18 protein-coding genes and 1 other RNA gene are annotated in these 19,526 nt (G+C 59.4%); 5 read left to right on the forward strand and 14 right to left on the reverse strand.

Annotated features, from left to right (window positions below; translation table 11 throughout):
• Positions 1 to 463: 463 nt before the first annotated feature.
• The 13 genes from B097_RS0107225 to prfB form a co-directional block, all read right to left on the reverse strand.
• The gene (locus B097_RS0107225; RefSeq protein WP_018581865.1) at positions 464 to 1,219 is read right to left on the reverse strand and encodes an iron ABC transporter ATP-binding protein; all 756 of its coding nucleotides are present in this window, start codon (positions 1,217 to 1,219) and stop codon (positions 464 to 466) included.
• Positions 1,216 to 2,268 carry an iron chelate uptake ABC transporter family permease subunit gene (locus B097_RS0107230; protein ID WP_018581866.1) on the reverse strand — a complete coding sequence of 351 codons (1,053 nt, stop codon included), beginning with the start codon at positions 2,266 to 2,268 and terminating at the stop codon, positions 1,216 to 1,218. Before B097_RS0107230 ends, B097_RS0107225 begins: the two co-directional genes overlap by 4 nt.
• Positions 2,261 to 3,271, reverse strand: a complete 1,011-nt coding sequence (locus B097_RS0107235) for an ABC transporter permease (protein ID WP_026254372.1) — start codon at positions 3,269 to 3,271, stop codon at positions 2,261 to 2,263. The genes B097_RS0107230 and B097_RS0107235 overlap by 8 nt, the downstream gene beginning before the upstream one ends.
• Positions 3,272 to 3,307: 36 nt before the next feature.
• The gene (locus tag B097_RS0107240) at positions 3,308 to 4,351 is read right to left on the reverse strand and encodes a siderophore ABC transporter substrate-binding protein (protein ID WP_018581868.1); all 1,044 of its coding nucleotides are present in this window, start codon (positions 4,349 to 4,351) and stop codon (positions 3,308 to 3,310) included.
• Between the two features lie 206 nt (positions 4,352 to 4,557).
• Positions 4,558 to 4,977 carry a hypothetical protein gene (locus B097_RS0107245; RefSeq protein WP_018581869.1) on the reverse strand — a complete coding sequence of 140 codons (420 nt, stop codon included), beginning with the start codon at positions 4,975 to 4,977 and terminating at the stop codon, positions 4,558 to 4,560.
• 91 nt (positions 4,978 to 5,068) lie between these two features.
• Entirely contained in the window at positions 5,069 to 7,714 is a 2,646-nt protein-coding gene (ppc, locus tag B097_RS0107250) for a phosphoenolpyruvate carboxylase (protein ID WP_018581870.1), read from the reverse strand.
• 139 nt (positions 7,715 to 7,853) lie between these two features.
• Positions 7,854 to 9,329: a Na+/H+ antiporter family protein gene (locus B097_RS0107255; protein WP_018581871.1), complete on the reverse strand. Its 1,476-nt coding sequence runs from the start codon at positions 9,327 to 9,329 to the stop codon at positions 7,854 to 7,856.
• A gap of 347 nt (positions 9,330 to 9,676) precedes the next feature.
• Positions 9,677 to 10,056, reverse strand: a transfer-messenger RNA (tmRNA) gene (gene ssrA, locus B097_RS13295).
• Positions 10,057 to 10,117: 61 nt separating this feature from the next.
• Positions 10,118 to 10,825, reverse strand: coding sequence for an SDR family oxidoreductase (locus B097_RS0107265; RefSeq protein ID WP_018581873.1), 708 nt, complete (start codon positions 10,823 to 10,825; stop codon positions 10,118 to 10,120).
• Positions 10,826 to 10,839: 14 nt separating this feature from the next.
• Positions 10,840 to 11,328, reverse strand: coding sequence for an SsrA-binding protein SmpB (gene smpB, locus B097_RS0107270; RefSeq protein ID WP_018581874.1), 489 nt, complete (start codon positions 11,326 to 11,328; stop codon positions 10,840 to 10,842).
• Between the two features lie 66 nt (positions 11,329 to 11,394).
• Entirely contained in the window at positions 11,395 to 12,297 is a 903-nt protein-coding gene (gene ftsX, locus B097_RS0107275; protein ID WP_018581875.1) for a permease-like cell division protein FtsX, read from the reverse strand.
• Between the two features lie 9 nt (positions 12,298 to 12,306).
• The gene (gene ftsE / locus B097_RS0107280) at positions 12,307 to 12,999 is read right to left on the reverse strand and encodes a cell division ATP-binding protein FtsE (protein WP_018581876.1); all 693 of its coding nucleotides are present in this window, start codon (positions 12,997 to 12,999) and stop codon (positions 12,307 to 12,309) included.
• Between the two features lie 51 nt (positions 13,000 to 13,050).
• The gene (gene prfB, locus B097_RS0107285) at positions 13,051 to 14,148 is read right to left on the reverse strand and encodes a peptide chain release factor 2 (protein WP_018581877.1); all 1,098 of its coding nucleotides are present in this window, start codon (positions 14,146 to 14,148) and stop codon (positions 13,051 to 13,053) included.
• A gap of 47 nt (positions 14,149 to 14,195) precedes the next feature.
• Here prfB and B097_RS0107290 point away from each other — a divergent pair, with 47 nt between their 5' ends.
• Both B097_RS0107290 and hisN read left to right on the forward strand, forming a co-directional pair.
• Positions 14,196 to 15,008, forward strand: a complete 813-nt coding sequence (locus B097_RS0107290; protein ID WP_018581878.1) for an inositol monophosphatase family protein — start codon at positions 14,196 to 14,198, stop codon at positions 15,006 to 15,008.
• 9 nt (positions 15,009 to 15,017) lie between these two features.
• Positions 15,018 to 15,803, forward strand: a complete 786-nt coding sequence (gene hisN, locus B097_RS0107295; RefSeq protein WP_018581879.1) for a histidinol-phosphatase — start codon at positions 15,018 to 15,020, stop codon at positions 15,801 to 15,803.
• Positions 15,804 to 15,819: 16 nt separating this feature from the next.
• Here hisN and B097_RS0107300 read toward each other — a convergent pair whose 3' ends face one another.
• Entirely contained in the window at positions 15,820 to 17,019 is a 1,200-nt protein-coding gene (locus B097_RS0107300; RefSeq protein ID WP_018581880.1) for a S1 family peptidase, read from the reverse strand.
• 213 nt (positions 17,020 to 17,232) lie between these two features.
• On the opposite strand from B097_RS0107300, the gene B097_RS0107305 reads away from it, so the two are divergent.
• From B097_RS0107305 to B097_RS12695, 3 genes are all read left to right on the forward strand, one after another.
• Positions 17,233 to 18,174, forward strand: a complete 942-nt coding sequence (locus B097_RS0107305; RefSeq protein WP_018581881.1) for a hypothetical protein — start codon at positions 17,233 to 17,235, stop codon at positions 18,172 to 18,174.
• Positions 18,137 to 19,189, forward strand: coding sequence for a Rib/alpha-like domain-containing protein (locus tag B097_RS0107310; RefSeq protein ID WP_115324644.1), 1,053 nt, complete (start codon positions 18,137 to 18,139; stop codon positions 19,187 to 19,189). Before B097_RS0107305 ends, B097_RS0107310 begins: the two co-directional genes overlap by 38 nt.
• Before the next feature lie 104 nt (positions 19,190 to 19,293).
• Positions 19,294 to 19,526 (forward strand): transposase (locus B097_RS12695; RefSeq protein WP_018581883.1); only part of this gene is annotated, 233 nt, incomplete at its 3' end.

Here is a 19,526-nt window from a genome sequence, read left to right on the forward strand (position 1 = left end):
GCTGGCAAAAAGTAAACAACCATAAACAAATATGATTCATCTACCAAATTGAATGCACATTAAATATGCACACCCATGCTGCACCGAAAAAATCTAAACACACCACAACCACGGAAGCCATGGCATGACCGGCACACACCAACAACAACCACTCAAGGCCACTGCAAGCATACAGGCACACACACCAACACACAAACAAAAAAGTACATTGGCACACTATCGAGTTCTCACACAACATTCGCACACCCAGCCAAGTAACCTTGTCTCGATCACTCTTTTGAGCAGCGGATTAAGAACTTACACTTTGAATCTAACTACTGTCAAATTCGCTGTTATTTCGTTCTTTCGCGCCACTTGTTAACCTCTCGGTCACTTCCTCGTGGCGACTTGTAGAACTATAACCTTAAAGCTGATTTAAAAGCAACTTTGCTGGTCATTGGATGTTTCGGGCACCGCTTCTGCCCTAGTGATAGACAGCAAGCAGGCCATCCGGCCCATCGATCACTTTTACGGGAGTATTGAAGATCTCCGTTAGAAGGTCGCCCTTCATAACCTCTTCCGGCTCACCGAACGCGACGATCTTTCCGTCTTTCACTGCGCAGATATAATCCGCGTAGCGGGCGGCAAAGTTAATGTCGTGCAGAACCACGATGATCGTGCGGCCGAATTCCTCTGCCGCTTCCTTCACGTGGCGCATCATCTGAACAGAGTGCGCCATGTCTAGGTTGTTCAGTGGTTCGTCGAGAAGCACGTAGTCAGTCTCCTGGCACAGGACCATCGCAACGTACGCACGTTGGCGCTGTCCGCCGGACAACTGATCGAGGTAACGATTCTCCAAGTCAGTTAAGTGCAGGAAGTCGATGTAGCGGGAGATGATCTCCTCGTCTTCCTCCGTCAGTCGCCCACCGGAATAAGGGAAGCGACCAAAGCCGACGAGCTGACGGACGGTCAGTTTCGTCATGAAGTGGTTCTCTTGGCGCAAGATGGAAATGATCTTGGCAAGGTCCTTGGACTTCGTATTGGAAATGTCGTGCTGGGCGACGGTGACGGTGCCGGAATCCATCGCGAGTAGGCGGCCAATCATCGTCAGCAGGGTCGACTTGCCTGCGCCGTTCGGCCCAATCAAAGCCGTGATGCCACCTGCGGGAATCTCAAGGTTGACAGGTCCAATCGCAACATCGGAGTTATATTCTTTGCGGACATCGGTCAGTGTAATCACAGGCGCCCCTTTCGCAGTACGACGATCAGGAAGGTAATTCCTCCCACGAGCTCGATGATGATGCTCACTACGCCCTGGGCGTAGAACACGTGGTTCAGTACGAAGTACGCTCCCGTGAGCACCACGTAGCCCAGCAACGCTGCCATCGGGAAGATATAACGGTGATCATAGGTCTCAGCGCACTGATAAGCCAGCGTTGCTACCAGGAAACCGAGGAACGTCATCGGTCCCACCATTGAAGTGGAGATTGCCATTAAAACGCTGACCAGCATCAAGGTCAGAATAGAGTTTCGCTTGAAATTAACACCGAGGTTCGTCGAAGTTTCTGCACCGAGCGACATCACGTTAAGCGTGCTGGAACGAGCCAACAGTATTCCAACCACCACGATGACAATTGGAATGGCAATCGGGTAATAGCTGGAGTCCGCATTATTCATCGAGCCAAACATGCGGGCCGTCAGCACATCGAATTCGCTGGGCGAAAGTGTGCGCTGCATAAACGTTGAGACAGAACCGAGGCCTCCGCCCAGCACGATGCCCACCAGCAGCATGGCGTGCATGTTGCGCGATGACCGGGTGAGCAGCCACGAATACAACAGGAAGGACAGCAACACCATAACCACGATCTGGAACACGAACATGCCCAGGTTATAGGCGGCGATCAGCCCACTCGCGCCGAAGAAAAAGACGGTCGAGGTATGGATCAGCGTATAAAGCGATTCAAATCCAAGAATCGACGGAGTAATGATCCGGTTGTTTGTCACGGTTTGGAAAGCCACAGTGGCGATCCCCTGGCAGACCGCAACGATAGCCATCGCGATCACAGCGTCAAGACGCCTCTGCGCAATCAGCCAGAACCCTTCTGTGCCAAATTCCATCGGGTTGTCGTAGGCCAGCAAACCTGCGGTGAACAGCACCGCGGCCACGGAAAGCAGCGCGGCGATTACCCAGTAGCGGCGCCGCGAGCGCGGGTCCTGGAATGCGCCGACGGCGCGTGACGACGAAGACTTCTTCGCCTTTGTATTTGTTGCATTGTGAGCACTAGTCATTGGTTGTCTGCCTCACAATCAACACGATGAACACAACCGCGCCCACGATGCCGAGGATCACAGATACCGGCATCTCAAAGGGTTCGATGATGGTCCGGCCGATGAGGTCACAGATAGCCACAATCGCGATGCCGAGGAGACAGACCCACGGAAGGTTAGAACGCAGATCATCGCCGCGGATCATCGAGACAACATTGGGCACGATCAAGCCAAGAAATGGCAGGGAGCCAACAACGACGGTGACAACACCCGTTGCCACGGCCACCAATGCGGTGCCGATCAGCACGAGGCGGTTGTAATTAACACCTACGTTGGTAGCCACTTCCTCGCCGAGGCCGGCCACCGTCAGCCTATCTGCATAGAAGAACACGATGACGACGACGATGGCGACAATCCACAGAACCTCATATTGTCCTGCGACAATGTCTGTGAAGCTGCCTGCGAACCAGATACCAAGCTGCTGCAGCATGTCCACCTGGAGCGCGAAGAATGAGGAGATTGCCCCGACAACAGCACCCAGCATGATGCCGATGATCGGCACGATCAAGCTGGACTTTAAAGTCACTCGCCTGAGGAAGAGGAAGAAAACCATCGTTCCCACGAAGGCAAAGATCACAGCACCAACCATGCGCTCGAGCACCGTGGCCGAGGGAATCAAGTAGAGGGTGAACAGCAAGCCCAGGCCTGCCCATTCAGTCGTTCCTGTGGTGGTGGGCTCCACGAAACGGTTTTGGGTGAGCAGCTGCATGACCAGCCCGCTCATCGCCATCGCGGCACCCGCCAGCACCAGGGCGATGGTCCGCGGGATGCGGGTGATGGCGAACATCTCCGCGCCATCTTCGGCTTCGAAAATGCTGTACTCACCAGTTAATAGGGAGATCACCAGCAGAACCGCCACGCCGAGGGTGGCGACGACCAGTTTCCAACTCCAGAGTCGGCCATGTGATCGTCGTGAAGCGCCGCTCTTGGGCTGCTTCGAAACCTCGGACGGTGCAGACTGCATAGACTACGGTGTTCTCCCTATCAACTCTGCGCGCTTTTACTTCTGCGCCTCAAACGCATCAGCGAGCGCGTTGAGCGTTTCGGTGTAAGTAATGATTGATTCATTAGTGTAGGTGTCTGCTGGTGCGTAGACCACAGCGCCCTCCTTAATGGCGGTGACGTTCTGCAGTGCAGCAGAGTCTTCGATGACGCTCTGTGCTGGGGTTGAGTTATCCTCGGTTGCCGCGTCGCGGTCCAAGACCAGCATCCAGTCCGGGTTGGACTCTGCGATTGCCTCGACAGAGATATCGTCACCCTTGTGGTTGTCCGAACCCGAAGGAACCTCGAGCGCTGGAGTCATGCCGATCATGTCGAAGATCGGGCCCCAGAAACGGCCGACACCTGGTGCGACGTAGCCGATGTTGCCACCGGACACGTTCACAGCCATGACAGACTTGGATGGATCGTAGGCATCCTTGGCTCGCTTGAGAGCAGCGTTGAAGTCGTCGACAAGCTTAGCCGCCTCGTCTTCCTTCCCCAGCGCCGTGCCAAGGGTTTCCACCTGGCGGATCAGCTCCTGGTCCATCGACTCGCCATCGCGTGGCTCAAGGTCGATCAGCGCTGCGTCCGGGGCCAGCTTCTGCAGATCCTCGTGGTACTGGCTAAAACGCTGACCGTTGATGATCAGGTCTGGTTGAACCGCGACCAGTGCTTCCAGGTCTGGCTCGCGGTGGTTGCCGATGTCAACGATGCTCTCGTCATCACGGTAGTCGACAGTCTCTGGCATCAGCGTGCGCGGAGCGGCAACGAGCTCAACGCCCCACTGCTCGAGGACCTCGAAGGTGCGGTTGTCCAGCGCAGCGATGGCCTCTGGGTTCGCAGGAACCTCGACGGTGCCATAGTTGTCCTCGATGATGATGGTGCCTTCCGAGCTTGCCGCATCGCTGGCGCTTGCAGTGCTTTCCGACGAGGAATCTGCTGCAGCCGAAGTGCTGGAAGCAGCCGAATCGGTGTCATCCGTCTGGGAGCAGCCGGTCAGGACGAGGGCGAACGACGCGATACCCGCAATGATTGCCTTACGGGAAGAAAGTTTGAGTGTCATGGAACACCATTTCCTTTAGTTAGGTTAGCCTTACCCAAGTTAAATTACCCCGACGCCTCAAGTAAGCCAAGCCTTACCTTTGAATTTCTTTTACTGTAATCGAAGAACTATCCCCTTAACTGGAGGAATGCGAAATAGGGGTACCCCCGCGGGATACCCCTATTTAGGGCACACAAACGTGTGCTATTTGCTCCTAATAGTTCGCGCTACTTGTTCTTGTCCTTGTTCGGCAGAGCAAGCAAGCCCAAACCAAGGGCCACGAGCCACGAGTCCTTCGACAGCGCGGTGCCTTCCTGGGAAGGACGGATTCCGTCGCTCTCGGTGTTTTCTTCGTTATTGAAGTACATGGTCAGCAGACCCGATCCAAAGGCAACGAGGCCAGCGCCCGCGACCTTGTTGGACACAAATGGCGCAAGCAGAGCGACACCAAGCCCGACCTCTGCTCCGCCGAGATACTTCGAGAAGTCCTTGGCTGGAATATTCTTAATGGCAGAGATACCGGAGGTCGCAGCCTCGTGCAGCCCCACAGAAACCTCCTCAGGCAGCTTCAGCTTGCCGATTCCGGAATTAAGAATATAAGCACCAGGGATAGCACGCAGTGCGATCGATGAGAGAGTGTTAGCCATAAAAATCAACCTTCCGTCAGAAATAAATGATCATATGACATGATAACAGCAAAACGGTGACGTGTCACAGTGCTTTATCCCACCAGGCACGCTAGCCAGAGTTGCGCAGCGCAGTAGCCAAACCGTTCATCGTCACCTGAATGGTCTTGGACACCAGGAAGGAATCATCACCCGCACGGTAGCGTCGCAACAGCTCAAGCTGCACCGCGTTCAGCGGCAACAGGTAGGGGTAACGGCGCTTCAGCGAACGCGCCTGGCGCTGGTTTTCGCTCACCAAATCCGCATTACCTGTCACCTTAAGGTACACCTCGCGAGTCAGCCCGAACTCGTCGGCAATGATGCCATAGATGCGGTCCGCTAACTCCGCGTCATCAACCAAGTTGGCGTATAAGCGCGCCAGCGAGAGCTCCGCCTTCGCCATCACCTGGGCCATGTTCGAAAACACGGTGCGGAACCACGGCCACGTCTGATACATCTCCTGCAACGCGTCCCAACGCGCAGCGTCCTCCCCCGCCCACTGGCTCACCGCAGTACCCACGCCAAACCAGCCAGGAATATTGGTGCGTGACTGCGACCAGGACAGACCCCACGGGATCGCGCGCAGATCAGATATCGCGGTTGTCTGCTTCCTCGCGGCCGGGCGCGAGCCCAGGTTCAGCTCCCCAATCTCATGCAGTGGGGTGGACTGGGTGAAGTACTCGATGAAGCCCTCATCCTCAACGAGCTCCCGATATTTCTTCCCCGATAGCGCGGCAATCTCAGCCATCGCGGCGTACACGCGCTCCGGGTCCTCCACTCTGTCGGTATCCAACAAGGACGCCTCCAGCGCTCCTGCCGCGAAGGCCTCGAGGTGACGGCGCGCCGTCACCGGCGAGCCATACTTCGCCGAGATCACCTCACCCTGCTCGGTAATGCGCACGGCCCCAGACACCGCGCCTTTAGGCTGCGCCAAAATCGCATCGTAGGTCGGGCCACCGCCGCGCCCCACTGCCCCACCGCGGCCGTGGGACAAGCGCAGCTCCACGCCATGCTTCTCGAAGAGCTCCACCAGCTCTAGCTCCGCCGCGTACAGCGCCCAGTTAGCGGACAAGTAGCCGCCATCTTTATTGGAGTCCGAATACCCCAACATCACCTCTTGCACGTTTCCGCGACGCCGCAAATGCTCCCGATACAACGGCACCTGCCACAACTGCTCCAAGATCCCCGCCCCGGCCTTCAGATCGTCGATAGTCTCAAAGAGCGGAACCAGGTTCATGTCTCGCAGACCCACCTCCTTGAGCAGCACCATCGGCTCCAGAATGTCACTGACCGTCCCCGTCATAGCGATAATGCAATTCTCCACCGCCGGCGCGCCATGCCTGCGCACTGCAACGGCCGCAGCCCGGAAAATACCCAGCTCCTTCTCGGTATCATGGCTCAGGCCCTCCGCCTCCGGGAAGACGAGAGGACGGTTGCGCTGGATCTCGTCGATAAGCAACGCCTGCTTCTCGCTCTCGCTTAACGACGAATAGTTCTCGCACAATCCGGCGAAAGCGAAAAGTTCTGTGAGCACCTTTTCATAGGACTCCGAGTTCTGGCGCAGATCCAGCGTGTAGAGGTGGAAGCCGAAGGTGCTGACAGCGGAGCGGATGCGCGCTAAGCGGTCGTCGGCAATGACGTCGTCGTTGAACTGGCGCAACGACCGGTCGATCACATCGAGGTCCCGCATCAACTCATCCGGATGCTCGTAGGCGTCATATCCGTTGTCATCACCGACGGTCGCGCCCACCCTGTGACGCACGCCGAAGATGGCGCGCCGGTAGGGCTCGTCGACACGCGATGGCCAATCATTGCCGCCTGCCTGCGCAAGCTCCAGCAGCTCACCGGAGCAGGACGAGTAGCGATCCGAGAGGCTCAATTCACGCTCCAGCTCCGCAAGCTCCGCTTCGTAGTAGCGCAGCGCGGTCTCGGCCGCCTTGCTTGTCGCGTACGTCAAGGTCTCGGCGTCAACGTAGGGGTTTCCGTCATGATCGCCGCCGATCCACGAACCCGTGCGCACCGCAGCCACGTCCTGCAGCTGCAGACCAAACGCCTCCTGCGCGCCATCGCGGATCGCGCGATTGATCGCTGGGACCTGTTCCAGCAGCGAGAGCTTGTAGTAGCGCAAGCCTACGTCCACCTCGTCTTCCAAGGTCGGCCGCGAGATGCGGATCAACGCGGTCTGCCACAGCAGAGTCATCCGCAGGTAGATCTCATGGTCGATCTCCTTGATCTGCTCGTCGTATTCCGCCCCGGCCGCGTTACGACGAGCTTTGAGCAGCTCCTTCATCCGCGTCTGCGTATCGAACACTGTGCGACGCCGCGTCTCCGTCGGGTGTGCCGTAAACACGGGCGAGATCCTCGCACCGCGCAGCACCTCCGACGCGCGCGAGGGCGAGACATCAGAGGCCTTGAACTTGGCGAAGGACTTCTTCAGCGACACCGCAGCTGGCACCGATTCGTCGTCAAGATCTTCGGCCAGGTTGGTCAGAAGCGCAAAATAGGAAAAGGACCGGGCCACAAGGTTGGCTTTGGTGATATCCAAATCGCGGAAGATCGCTAGAAGGTCTTCTGGATCCGCCTCTCCACGCGCCACAGCGAAGGCGGTCTGCCTGGTGGATTCGACGAGCTGGAAGATGTCCTCACCTTCCTGGACGGCGATAACGCGCCCCAAGATGGCTCCTAGGACGCGGATATCTTCTTGGACGTGTCCAGTCACTTGCTTTCTCTTTCGGTAGGTTTTGCTGATCAACGGCAGCTGTACAGCCAGAATGTTTTTCTCAAACATAGACTGTCTGCAGGACATGCGCAGCAAAAATGCCCGTCTACGCAGGTAAAGGGGCATTTTTTGGGAAACGCTAGAGCACCATTGCGGCGACCCAGCCGGAGATCAGCAACGGAATGTTGTAGTGAAGGAACGTCGGGATCACGGTATCGCGAATGTGATCGTGCTGACCGTCCGCGTTCAAACCTGCGGTTGGCCCCAGCGTGGAGTCCGATGCTGGCGAACCCGCATCGCCGAGGGCACCTGCTGTACCAATCAGCGCGATTGTCGCAGCTGGTGAGAAGCCCATCGTCACACACAGAGGGACGTAGATGGTGGCGATGATCGGCAGCGTGGAAAACGAGGAACCAATACCCATCGTGACGATAAGTCCCACGACCAACATCGCGATGGCCGCCGCGGACTTGTTGCCGTCGAAGATTTCAGCGGTCGAGGTGACCAGCGGCTCCACCTCGCCGGTCTCAGTCATGACGGCCGCGAAACCCTGCGCGGTGATCATGATGAAACCGATCAAGGCCATCATCTTCATGCCGCCGGTGAACACGTCATCGGCCTCGCGCCAGTTCACCGCACCGGTCAGAAGGAAAATGGACAAGCCCACCAAGGCGCCCACCAGCAGCGAGTCTGCCTCAGTGCCCATCGACTGCATAACCACCTGGACCGCGAACGTGGCCACAATGGCGATCAGCGCCACGATCACCTTGTACTTCGACACCGGTTCGTCGGCAGGTGCCTGCTCCGCTTCCACCTGCTCGGCGACCTCGACGGCGGCCGCGCCAGGCCCGGTTGCCTCAGCACCGGAGTTGTCTGGCTGGGTGGAAGATCCCGGCAGGGGTTCGTCGTTACGCGGCGTGGTGCCTGCGGCGATGCTGCGGTCGGCGTAGTCGCGCGGCTTGCGGTAAGAGATGAAGGTGGCGATCAAGAGACCAGCGACCATGCCCAAAGCTGGGATCGTCATCACGCCGAAGATGTTAATGCCCGAGATGTCCAGGCCTGCAGATTCGACGTTGCCCAGCAAAATGTCATTCAGGAAGATCGAGCCGAAGCCTACCGGGATCCACATGTACGTGGTGACCAGGCCAAAGGTGAGAATACAGGCGATCAGGCGGCGATCAAGGCGCAGCTTGTTAAAGACCACAAGCAGCGGCGGGATCAGGATTGGGATGAATGCGATGTGCACGGGGATCAGGTTCTGGCTCATCACAGCCATCGCCAGGATGCCAAGCAGCATGCCCCACTTGGTCACCGCGATCGTGACTTTTTTCGTTGTTTCGTTGGTGGTGCCGATGCGCTTGATCAGCCAATCTGCAAGCAGCCGCGGCAGCCCCGAATTGGCCACCGCCATGGCAAACGCACCGAGCAAGGCGTAACTCAAGGCGATCTTCGCGCCACCCTGCAGGCCTTCCTGGAAGGCAACCATCGTCGTTTCCAGCCCCAGCCCTGCGGTCAGGCCGCCGACGAGCGCGCCGATAAAGAGCGCCAAGACCACGTGCACGCGGCAGACAGACAGAATAAGCATCACGATAACCGCGATCAACACTGCATTCATAGGTGTTCACACTAGTCTGCTGTATGTCTGCATAAAAAACGCTGAGTGTTGCTCCTCCCCCGTTTTCGCACAGGTGGTTGCGGGTGGCCCCACCGAGGTCACCGTCTCCGGGCCAAGCCGGGCCAAAATGTCGAAGCTGAACTGTTGGTTTAGGGCGAAAAAGCCGCCGAACACCGCTTCGCGCCCCCTGTTCCAACATTTCAGGTCCAGCAGTTTGCCATCGGGTTGGCGGGGTTGGCGGGGTTGGCGGGGCTGCACGGCCCCGGCACCGCCCTTAAAGAGAAAACAGTGCCCCCTCACCTGAGCAAAAGAAAAACCCCAGCTCATTGGTGAGCTGGGGCTTCACGTAGTGGAGCTGCCGGGAATTGAACCCGGGTCCTTCGCTGCCGCGCCAGGGCTTCTCCGTGCGCAGTTTGCACGGTGTCTCTGCTCGGCCCTCCCACTCAGGCAAACAAGGTGGGATGACGGGCCCAGTTAGTGAAAGATGTCCTTGCTTAGCGCACTAACACGCTAAACAAGCAAGCCTCGAAAGTCGATGCCAGATTCCGTGTGTGAGGCTCACACGGGCTGACAGACACGCGTCGCTGGATTATGCAGCGAGGGCGTAGTCACGCTGAGAGTTCTTCTCTGCGTTTATTGTGTTGCTACGACGCTTACGGTGGTCTCTAGCCTTCACCGGCACGCTTCCTCTGGCTTAGTCAACGAAGTCGAAACCAAAATCAACCCCATTACCTGTGGCGGGATCCATGCGTATCTCCACAGGAAAGTCCACCTTACTTGCCTCATCCCTAAAGCGCAAGCCCTGAGGGTCGCACAGAAATCTCATCCAGCGATGCATCGTGGCCCGCATCTGCCGCCAGGCGCACAGCCTTCGCCACCGATTCGGGCGCTACATAGCGCGAGCCGTCGTAGTCGCCGGCATCGGCCCCCATGTCTTGTTGCAGCTGCACTTGCATATCCGTATCCACCCGTCCCGGATGAATCGAGGTCACACGCAGCGCGCCTAACTCCTCGGCCCGCAGCGCGTCGGTCCATGCTCGCAGCGCAAACTTGGTGCCGGAGTACAGTCCAGATTTCTCACCAGAGTGATACCCCGACCCCGAATTAATCGCCACGACCAGGCCAGTTGCTCGTCGTAAAGCAGGCAGCAGCAGGCGCGTGAGCTCCGCAGGCGCGAATACGTTGAGCGCGAATGCGTCCTGCCAGTCGCTCATCGACGAATCCTCCAACCGCTGCCACGGGCACACTCCGGCAGAATGCACCAGCACGTCTAGCCGCTCGATTCCGCGGGTGGCGGCCTCAAGCGCATCGCGATCGGTGAGGTCTACCTCAAAGGGTTCGGCAGAAGGTAGCTTATCGACGACCTCCCCTACCCCTGTGCGACCGCCGACCAGAATGTGGTGGTCGCGGCCCAGCTCCTCTGCAATGGCGAGGCCGATGCCGCGGGTCGCTCCTGTTACTAAAGCTGTCTTCTTCATGCTCGTCATACCCAGCATTGTAGGCGCGAGAATTAGGCCTTGATTCCCTTAAACTTCTGGCCCAGTTCGCGGGCGATCTCGCGGTCCTCGGTGCGCTGTTTGATGGCGCGGCGCTTATCGTAGTCCTGCTTGCCTTGGGCCAGGCCCAGCTCGACCTTGACGCGGCCGTCCTTCAGGTACATGGACAGAGGCACCAGGGTGCGGCGGCCGTCGCGAACCTTGCCCTCCAGAGAGTCGATTTCGGAGCGGTGCAATAGCAGCTTGCGGGTGCGTCGCGGCGAGTGGTTGGTCCAATGTCCCATGGAGTATTCGGGGATGTGGAGGTTACGCAGCCACACTTCGCCATCGTCGATGGTGGCAAATGCTTCGACCAAGGAGGCTTTGCCTTCGCGCAAGGACTTGATCTCGGTGCCCACCAGCACAATCCCGCACTCATAGGTGTCAAGGATGTGGAAATCGTGGCGCGCTTTCCGGTTCTGCGCGATTACAGAGCGGTCCTTGTTTTTCTTCTTCTTGGCCATAGTGGGCCTTATCTTACGTGGTAGAGGGCGCGATCCCCGAATCGCAGTAGGTCACGCCCTCTTCGGCTACTTGCGCACGTACAGGCGCAGTGTCACTTGGGCAACCAAGCCTGCGACGAGCACTCCCACCAGGGAGACCAGTGGCATGACGGTCCACACGGCGCTGTCCGGCAGTCGCGCGATGAGCTGGGAGGAGTAAATCTCGCCCAGCATCGGGTCAACCACCTGGGTCTTGCCCAGCCACACGCCGAGCGTTGCCACGATGCCACCGAACAGGACGGAAAGCGCGGCTTCCAGCACGAATGGCGCGTTGGTGAACCAGCGGGAGGCACCGACCATGCGCATGATACCCATTTCATCGCGGCGGTGATATGCAGCAAGCTGGACCATGTTGCCGATCAGGAAGATGGCGGCCAGTGCTTGCAGCGCGGCCACGACGAAAGTTGCGTTACGGAAAGCATCAAGGTTGCCGGCGGCGGTGCGCACGCCCTCAGCCTGGTCAACGACGAGCGCTACTTGTGGCATGTCGCGCACGGGATCCAGCGGAGTTGGATCCGTCGGATCCTCCAGCCGCACGTGCAGGGCGGCGGGCAGTGCCTCCGGCGACGTCTCCTGAACAAGCACAGGATCGGTTTCGCCGAAGAGTTCGACGAAGCGGTCATAGGACTGCTCTCGGGAGCGGAACGTCACGCTTTCCACACCCTCGTCGGCCTGCAGCGTGTCGCGGACCTCCTGGCAGGCTTCCGACGAACAATCTTGGTCAGTGGCCGAGATATTCTCGTCGAGCTCGACCATGACCTCAACGCGATCCAGGTACATGTCCTTGGTGTCGCTGGTGACCTGCGAGATCAAAATCCCGGTGCCCACCAGCGCCAACGAGATCGCGGTCGTGATCACTAGGGCGATCGACATAGTGATGTTACGCCCTAGGCCACGGAACGCTTCGCGGAATACAAATCCTAAATTCATCAGTTACCCCTAATCGTTGACGGTTCCGTAGACACCGTGCTCGTCGTCACGCACCAACTTGCCCAAGTGCAGCTCAATGACGCGTTTGCGCATGTCATTGACCGCGCGCGCGTTGTGCGTACTCATCACCACGGTGGTGCCGGTGCGGTTGATGCGGCTGAGCAGCGCCATGATGTCGTCGGCGGTCGACGGGTCGAGGTTGCCGGTGGGCTCGTCGGCAAGCAACAGCGGAGGCTTATCGACGAAGGCCCGCGCGATCGCGACGCGCTGCTGCTCACCGCCGGAGAGCTCATTGGGCATGCGGTTGGATTTCGCCTCAAGCCCGACCAAGTCTAGCGCTTCGGGCACGAGCTTCTTAATGCGATTCTTAGGCTTGCCGATCACCTCAAGAGCAAATGCGACGTTGTCGTAAACGTTGAGCTTGGGCAGCAAGCGGAAGTCTTGGAACACGTAGCCGATCTTCTGGCGCAGCTGGTTGACCTGCTTGCCTTTAAGTTCATTGACGTGCATGCCGTCGAAGTAGATGTCGCCCGAGGTGACATTTTCCTCGCGGATCATCAGCTCCAAGAAGGTAGACTTGCCGGAGCCTGAGGGTCCAATGAGAAAGACGAACTCACCTTTGTCGATCTCGAACGAGACATCGTCGAGAGCCGGCCGGGTCGAGGTGGGATATGTCTTGGTGACGTTGGAAAAAGTGATCACGCCACCCCACCCTAGCCGTTACGGGTGTGGCAGGTGAAACGGTTGTGGCAATTATTTTTCTGCTTCCGCCATCCGCCAGCGGATACCCGCCTCTAAGAATCCGTCGATATCACCGTCGAGCACCTTTTGCGGATCATTGACCTCGTAGTCCGTGCGCAGATCCTTCACCATCTGGTACGGGTGCAGAACATAGGAACGCATCTGGTTGCCCCACGACGCGTTGCCGCCCGCGCCCAGCGCGTCCATTTCTGCCTTCTCCTCTTGCCGCTTTAGTTCCAGCAGTTTGGACTGCAGCACAGCCAGCGCGGAGGCCTTATTTTGGATCTGGGATTTTTCGTTCTGGCAGCTGACAACAATATTCGTCGGCAAGTGAGTGATGCGCACGGCGGAGTCCGTCGTGTTCACGGACTGGCCGCCGGGGCCGGAGGAGCGGAACACGTCCACCCGGATATCGGAATCAGGAATCTCGATCGAGTCCGTCTTCTCCACCACGGGAAGCACCTCTACCTCAGCAAAGGAGGTCTGGCGGCGGCCCTGGTTATCGAACGGGGAGATCCGCACCAAGCGGTGCGCGCCCTGCTCGACGGACAGTTGGCCGTACATATAGTCACCGTGGACGACAAAGGTGGCGGACTTGATGCCTGCTTCCTCCGCGTAGGAGATGTCATAGACGTCTACCTTGTGGCCATTCTTCTCGGCCCAGCGGGTATACATGCGCATGAGCATCTCAGCCCAGTCGGCAGCATCCACGCCACCTGCGCCGGAACGGATATTGATCATGGCCTCGCGCTCGTCGTACTCGCCAGAGAGCATCGTGGTGACCTCGAGGGCGTCGACAAGCCGGGTCAGTTCCGCCAGTTCCTCTTCAGCAATGCTTGTGTCGCTCTCCTCTTCGGAGAGCTCGAACATGACGGGGAGATCGTCGATACGCGAGCGCAAGTCGGTCACCTTACGCAACCTGGCCTGCACGTTCGATAGTTCAGAGGTGACCTGCTGCGCGTGGTCCGGATCATCCCACAGCGAAGGGTCCGCGGCCTGCTGCTCCAGTTCGCGCACGCGCATCGCCATCTCATCCAGGTCCATCACTTTTTCGATGGTGGTCAAGGTGGTGTCAAGGTGCTCAACTGCGGAACTGGTTTCGGGCTGCATGGGCGCCAATCTTACCCGAGCGACAACTTTGGCCCATAATGGACGGTATGCGCCAGACCACAGATGAATTTATCGCTGCCCACGCCGACTCCTCGGACCAGGACCTCGCCCGCGACCTTGTCGAATACGCAGGCTCGCTGGCGCTGGAGATGCGCGAGGCCGGCGTGAGTACCGACTTTAAGACATCTGTCTCCGACGTTGTCACCGACGCCGACCGCGCCGCCGAGGACTTTGTCGCCCGCGCACTGACCGAACTGCGCGGCAATGACGGGCTGCTAGGAGAAGAGGGAACGTCGCGGGAGTCGAGCACCGGGCGGGTCTGGGTCATCGATCCCGTCGACGGCACCTACAACTTCGCGTCCGGCTCTGACTACTTCTGTAGCGCCCTCGCGCTTATCGACGGCGACCCCTCCAACCCCGACGACTTGCTTCTTAGCGCGGTGAACCGCCCCGCTTTGAAAACCACGTGGCTGGGCACCTTGGAAGGCTCAACCAAGAACGGGGTGGCGCTGCCCCAGCTTGTCGATCAGCCCTTGTCACAAGTGTCCGTGGCTTCCTACCTACATCCAGCCTCGATGAGCGAGGACGCGATCCGTGAGGCGTGGCTGCGTGGCGTGCGCGGGGCGGCGACCGTGCGCATGTTCGGCGCCGGTTCAATCGATTTGGCCTCTGTAGCCTCCGGCAACGTAGGTGGTTGGCTGCAGCATTCCGTGGCGGATTGGGACTGGTTGCCCGGCAAGATCCTGGTCGAGGGCGTGGGCGGGGCCGCCGAAAAGGTCCAGGCCGGCGGGGTTGAGTGGTGCGTGGCGGGTTCAACGCAGGTCGTTGCGGAGATTACTTTGGCCCTCCAAGGTGATTAGGATTATGGCATGAGCACTTACGCAGATGATCTTGCACTTGCCCTTGAATTGGCTGAACTAGCAGACTCCATCACCTTGGATCGCTTCGAAGCCAGCGACCTGGAGGTCAACTCCAAACCGGACATGACCCCTGTTTCTGACGCAGACTTGGCCGTTGAAGAGGCCCTGCGCGAGAAACTTGCCGACGCCCGCCCCGGCGACTCCGTCCTCGGTGAGGAATTCGGCGGCGACGCAGTCTTGGAGGGCCGCCAGTGGGTGATCGACCCGATCGATGGCACCAAGAATTTCGTGCGCGGCGTGCCCGTGTGGGCCACGTTGATCGCGCTTCTCGACGACGGCGTGCCCGTCGTCGGCGTGGTATCCGCCCCAGCACTCGCCCGCCGTTGGTACGCCTCCCAGGATTCCGGCGCGTGGCGCACCTTCAAGGGAGAGGGGCTGAAGAAGTTGTGCGTGTCCGGGGTGACTTCGCTTGAGGACGCTTCCCTCTCCTTCTCCTCCCTGGAGGGCTGGCGCGAGCACCACGATAAGCTGGATCAGTTCCTCACCCTGACCGATAAGTGCTGGCGCCTGCGCGGATACGGCGACTTCTTCTCCTACTGCTTGGTCGCCGAGGGCGCAGTAGACGTTGCAGCAGAGCCCGAGGTGTCTTTGTGGGACCTCGCCGCGCTCAGCGTGATTGTCGGCGAGGCCGGCGGCACCTTTACCTCGCTCGATGGCAAGGACGGCCCCCATGGTGGCAACGCCGTCGCCACCAATGGCCACCTGCACCAGCAGGTGCTCGACGCACTGAACTAGCCAGCGCCAGCCGGCGCTAGCCAGCCAGGGTGAATCCGGCGCCGACCCCGCCCTGCGCGTTCAAGTCAGCGACGACAGCGTCCATGCGGGTGCTGGCCGTCGGAGCGTGCAGCGCGCCCTGCCACGGGGAGTTGCATTCCATGTTGTAGGGACGTGGCAGCACGCCGCCGTTAACCATGCCAACTACGCGCCCGCGGTGGAAGACGGGCGCCCCAGAATCCCCCACCATCGCGCAGACCTGGTTGACTTGGATGTCTTCGGCGGTCACCAGTGTCATCCCACAGGTCTCGCCAGTGGCTACGCCGTTCTTGCACACGATTTCGCCAGGCTGCGGCTCCCCGCCGACGCTATAGGCGGTAGCCCCGTTGTACGTATTGGTGACCTCTGCGTTGGAACCGAACTCGATCACGGCATAGTCTAGGTACTCGTTCTTGCTGACCACGGTGCCGGACGGGCCGATCTGCCACGAGTCCGCCGAAGAGACCGCTTCGCCGACTTCGCCACAGTGTCCGGCAGTGATGCCGACCTTGCGCCCGTCCGCGTCGGTGCCTGCCATGGTGAGGGTGCACAGTGCGTCCTCCCCCACATAGATCGGCGTACCGGGCCCGTAGAGAGAGGCGCCGTTCGTCATCACCTGGTTGGATTCTTCTGGGATGCGCGGGGCATCAAACCAGGAACCTGGGACGCGGTGCAGGACATAGTCGGCAAAGGGTTTGGCGGCCATGACCTTGCTCACCACATCATCACGCCACCAGTAGTTCTGGTTCGTGGTCACCGGCAACGGTTCTTCCTCAGCGTTTAACCCGATCGGGTTCGGGTTGGTGAGCACAGGCCCCTGTGTCACGCCCAGCGCGGGTTGGGCTTCGCTCGGTTCCTGTACCGGTTCCTGCACCGGTTCCGGATCCGCAGGGGCGGGGGCATCGTCGTTAAGCACTGGCTGCTGCGGCAGGAACTGATTGACGCTGTTGTCGATGGCCTCCGTCAGCGATGGGTCTACCTGTGGCAATGTGATGCCGACCGCGCTGGCGTCGGCGCGGACTTGGTCGACGATCTGCGCGGAATTCAGCGGCGCGATATTCACGTTCACTGCGGGCAGGTTGCCTACAGAGCTGGTTGGCGGTGCCTCCTGCGCGGTGGAGATGGGTGGGACGAGGGCCACTGCAACGAGGGTGGCGGACGAGAGTGCGAAGTTCCGAAGACGGACGCGGCGCTGCATGGTGAAGTTTTCTCTTTTCTGACGCGATGGAAGACTTATCTGAGTGGAAGCTGAAATTCCCACGAGACATCTTCATAGTGTCACCTCCTAAAGGTTCAGGCTGAGTGAAACGTCACTTCGTATCCGAATCGTTAGTTTCACTTCATGTTTCACCAGATCAGAGTCATAATTTGACTTGGAAACTGTATATTTGTCGTAATTTTGGAGTCCGCCATGCCCCGCATACGCCGCACCCTCCTCGCCGCCGCCACCGCCGTGGCTGTCGCCCTCAGCCCGATGAATGTGGCCTCAGCGCAGCCTGCACAGAAGGAGCCAGCGCTGGGCACCGGAGTCCTCCTGAACATAACAATGGACCAAACCATCGGCGTCACCGCCACGTTCAACCCGGCGGACTCGCGCAACGTGGGCATCCCCGCGCTGAAGCGCTTGCGTGGTGAGATGTGGGATCTGAACCCACCATTCGTCGACGATTGGAACGGGTGGAATGGCACCTTGCGCGACGCAGCACGCTCCCAAGGCTTAACGACGAAGGAAGCGTACGTCAACGCCGTGTACTCGGACCCAGCGATGGTGCCGATCGCCGTGCAGCGCGCCGTCGAAGAGTCTGCCAGGGGTAGCGAACTAAACCATGATCGCCCCTATAACCAATCCTGCCTGGCTCACTCGCCTGCTGCTTCCTGCAAAAAGTCAACAACCGCAACCTTCAATGGGGAAAAGATGCGGGGCGAGAACCTGGCATGGGGCTCGCATAGCTATGCTCTGACAGAAATCATTCACCAGGGCTGGGGCCACGGTGAATACCAGAGACTTCTTGCTAGTAATGGGCGGTGGGCAAGCGGTAACGGCCACCTGTGGGTCTTGCTCAGCCCGGCAAACTATGGCTTCGGCTTCTCTCACGTAACAACCCAGGGCGGGGCATATCCAGTCGCTGCCGCTACAGCGATCTCTGATAGAAAGCAGTCGCGTCCGGACCGGTCTCTGGACCAGAGAATCACGCGCACCATGTATCGCCCGGCTGCCATGCACGAAACTCCCACCGGCTTGGAACGCATTACGCTGCGTGAGGGCACCGCTTTGCCGATCCAGCACACCGCCGAGCTGTGGGGCGGCACCTCCCATGAGTGGATTGCCCCCCGAGGTCAACCAAGACACTGAAACTTATGCCGAGCTGACCGCCACTTACCCCGATGGCACAACGACCACCGAGCGTATCCCCGTACTCATCCTGAACAAGGACGCGGATAAGGTCACGCCCACCTTTAGCCAACCTGAACCTGTACGCGAGGGGCTTGAGGTGACCGCCACGCTGACCAACGGCCACGAGATTCCGCGGGGCACCCGCATCGAGCCTAATCAAGGTGCGCGAATCGCCAACAACGGGACAGTGACGTGGCGGACACCGAACGTCGACAAGGACCAAGACATGGAAATCACCGTGACGTTCACTTACCCGGACAAGTCCTCCAACACGGCGACCATCACCGTTCCTGTGCGCGACAGCCTGTCGGATCAGCACGAACCCACCAAGCTCAACAAAGAATTTGAGGTTCGTGAGGGTCAGCGCACCACTATTGACCTATCCCCCATCATTGCGGGACTGCCGGAGGGCACGAAGGTTTCGTCGACAAGCGGGCAGGTATCCGGCACCACGCTGACCTATACCGGCGAATCCGTCAACGCCGATACCGTGCTGGAGGTACCCATCACGGTCACCTATCCGGACGACTCGACCGACACCACGAGCGTATCTGTGCTGGTCACCGACCAGCAGTCGGACCAGTTCAAGGTGACCTACCCGGCCACGACCATCAACGAGGACAGCACGGCGACGATCAGCCCGCAGTTCAGCCAGCCGCTGCCTTCCGGCACTCGTTTTTCGCTTGCCGACGATCGCGCCGGCGTGTCGATCGACTCCACAACAGGCGAGGTGACGTACACGGTGGGTGAACTCAACGGCAATGATCGGGTCACCCTGCCGATCGATGTGACCTACCCCGATAAGTCGACCAGCCGGGTCAGCGCAACGGTGCAGCTGAACGATCTGACCCCGCCGGCAAATGCAGGTTCCTCCAGTGCCGGAGGGATCATTGGTGGCCTTGTCGCTGCGATCGCTGCTCTGGCCGCCCTGGTTGGCCTGGCCCAGCAGCTGGGTCTGGTGAATTTGTTCTAACCCAGTGTGTCACGCTTCCCCGCCCCCATATGTGGGGAAGCGCATACTTAGCAGTGAACCGTCACGGGTTTCTTGCCGCCTTCCGATAAGGAAGGATCACCAGCATGAAAAAGTCCTACGACCCCGAGTTCAAGACCCGGGCCGTCCGGATGGTCCAGCAGCACCGCGAGGACTACCGATCACTGACCGCCACCTGCACCGCCATCGGCAGCGAGCTCGGGGTATCCCGGGAAACCCTGCGCAACTGGGTCCGGCAGGCCGAGGTCGACGCCGGCACCGCCCCCGGTGTCACCACCGAGGAAAACGAGGAAATGGCCCGGCTGCGCAAGGAGAACAA

It is taken from the genome of Corynebacterium pilosum DSM 20521 = CIP 103422, from assembly GCF_000373805.1.
GTDB lineage: Bacteria > Actinomycetota > Actinomycetes > Mycobacteriales > Mycobacteriaceae > Corynebacterium > Corynebacterium pilosum.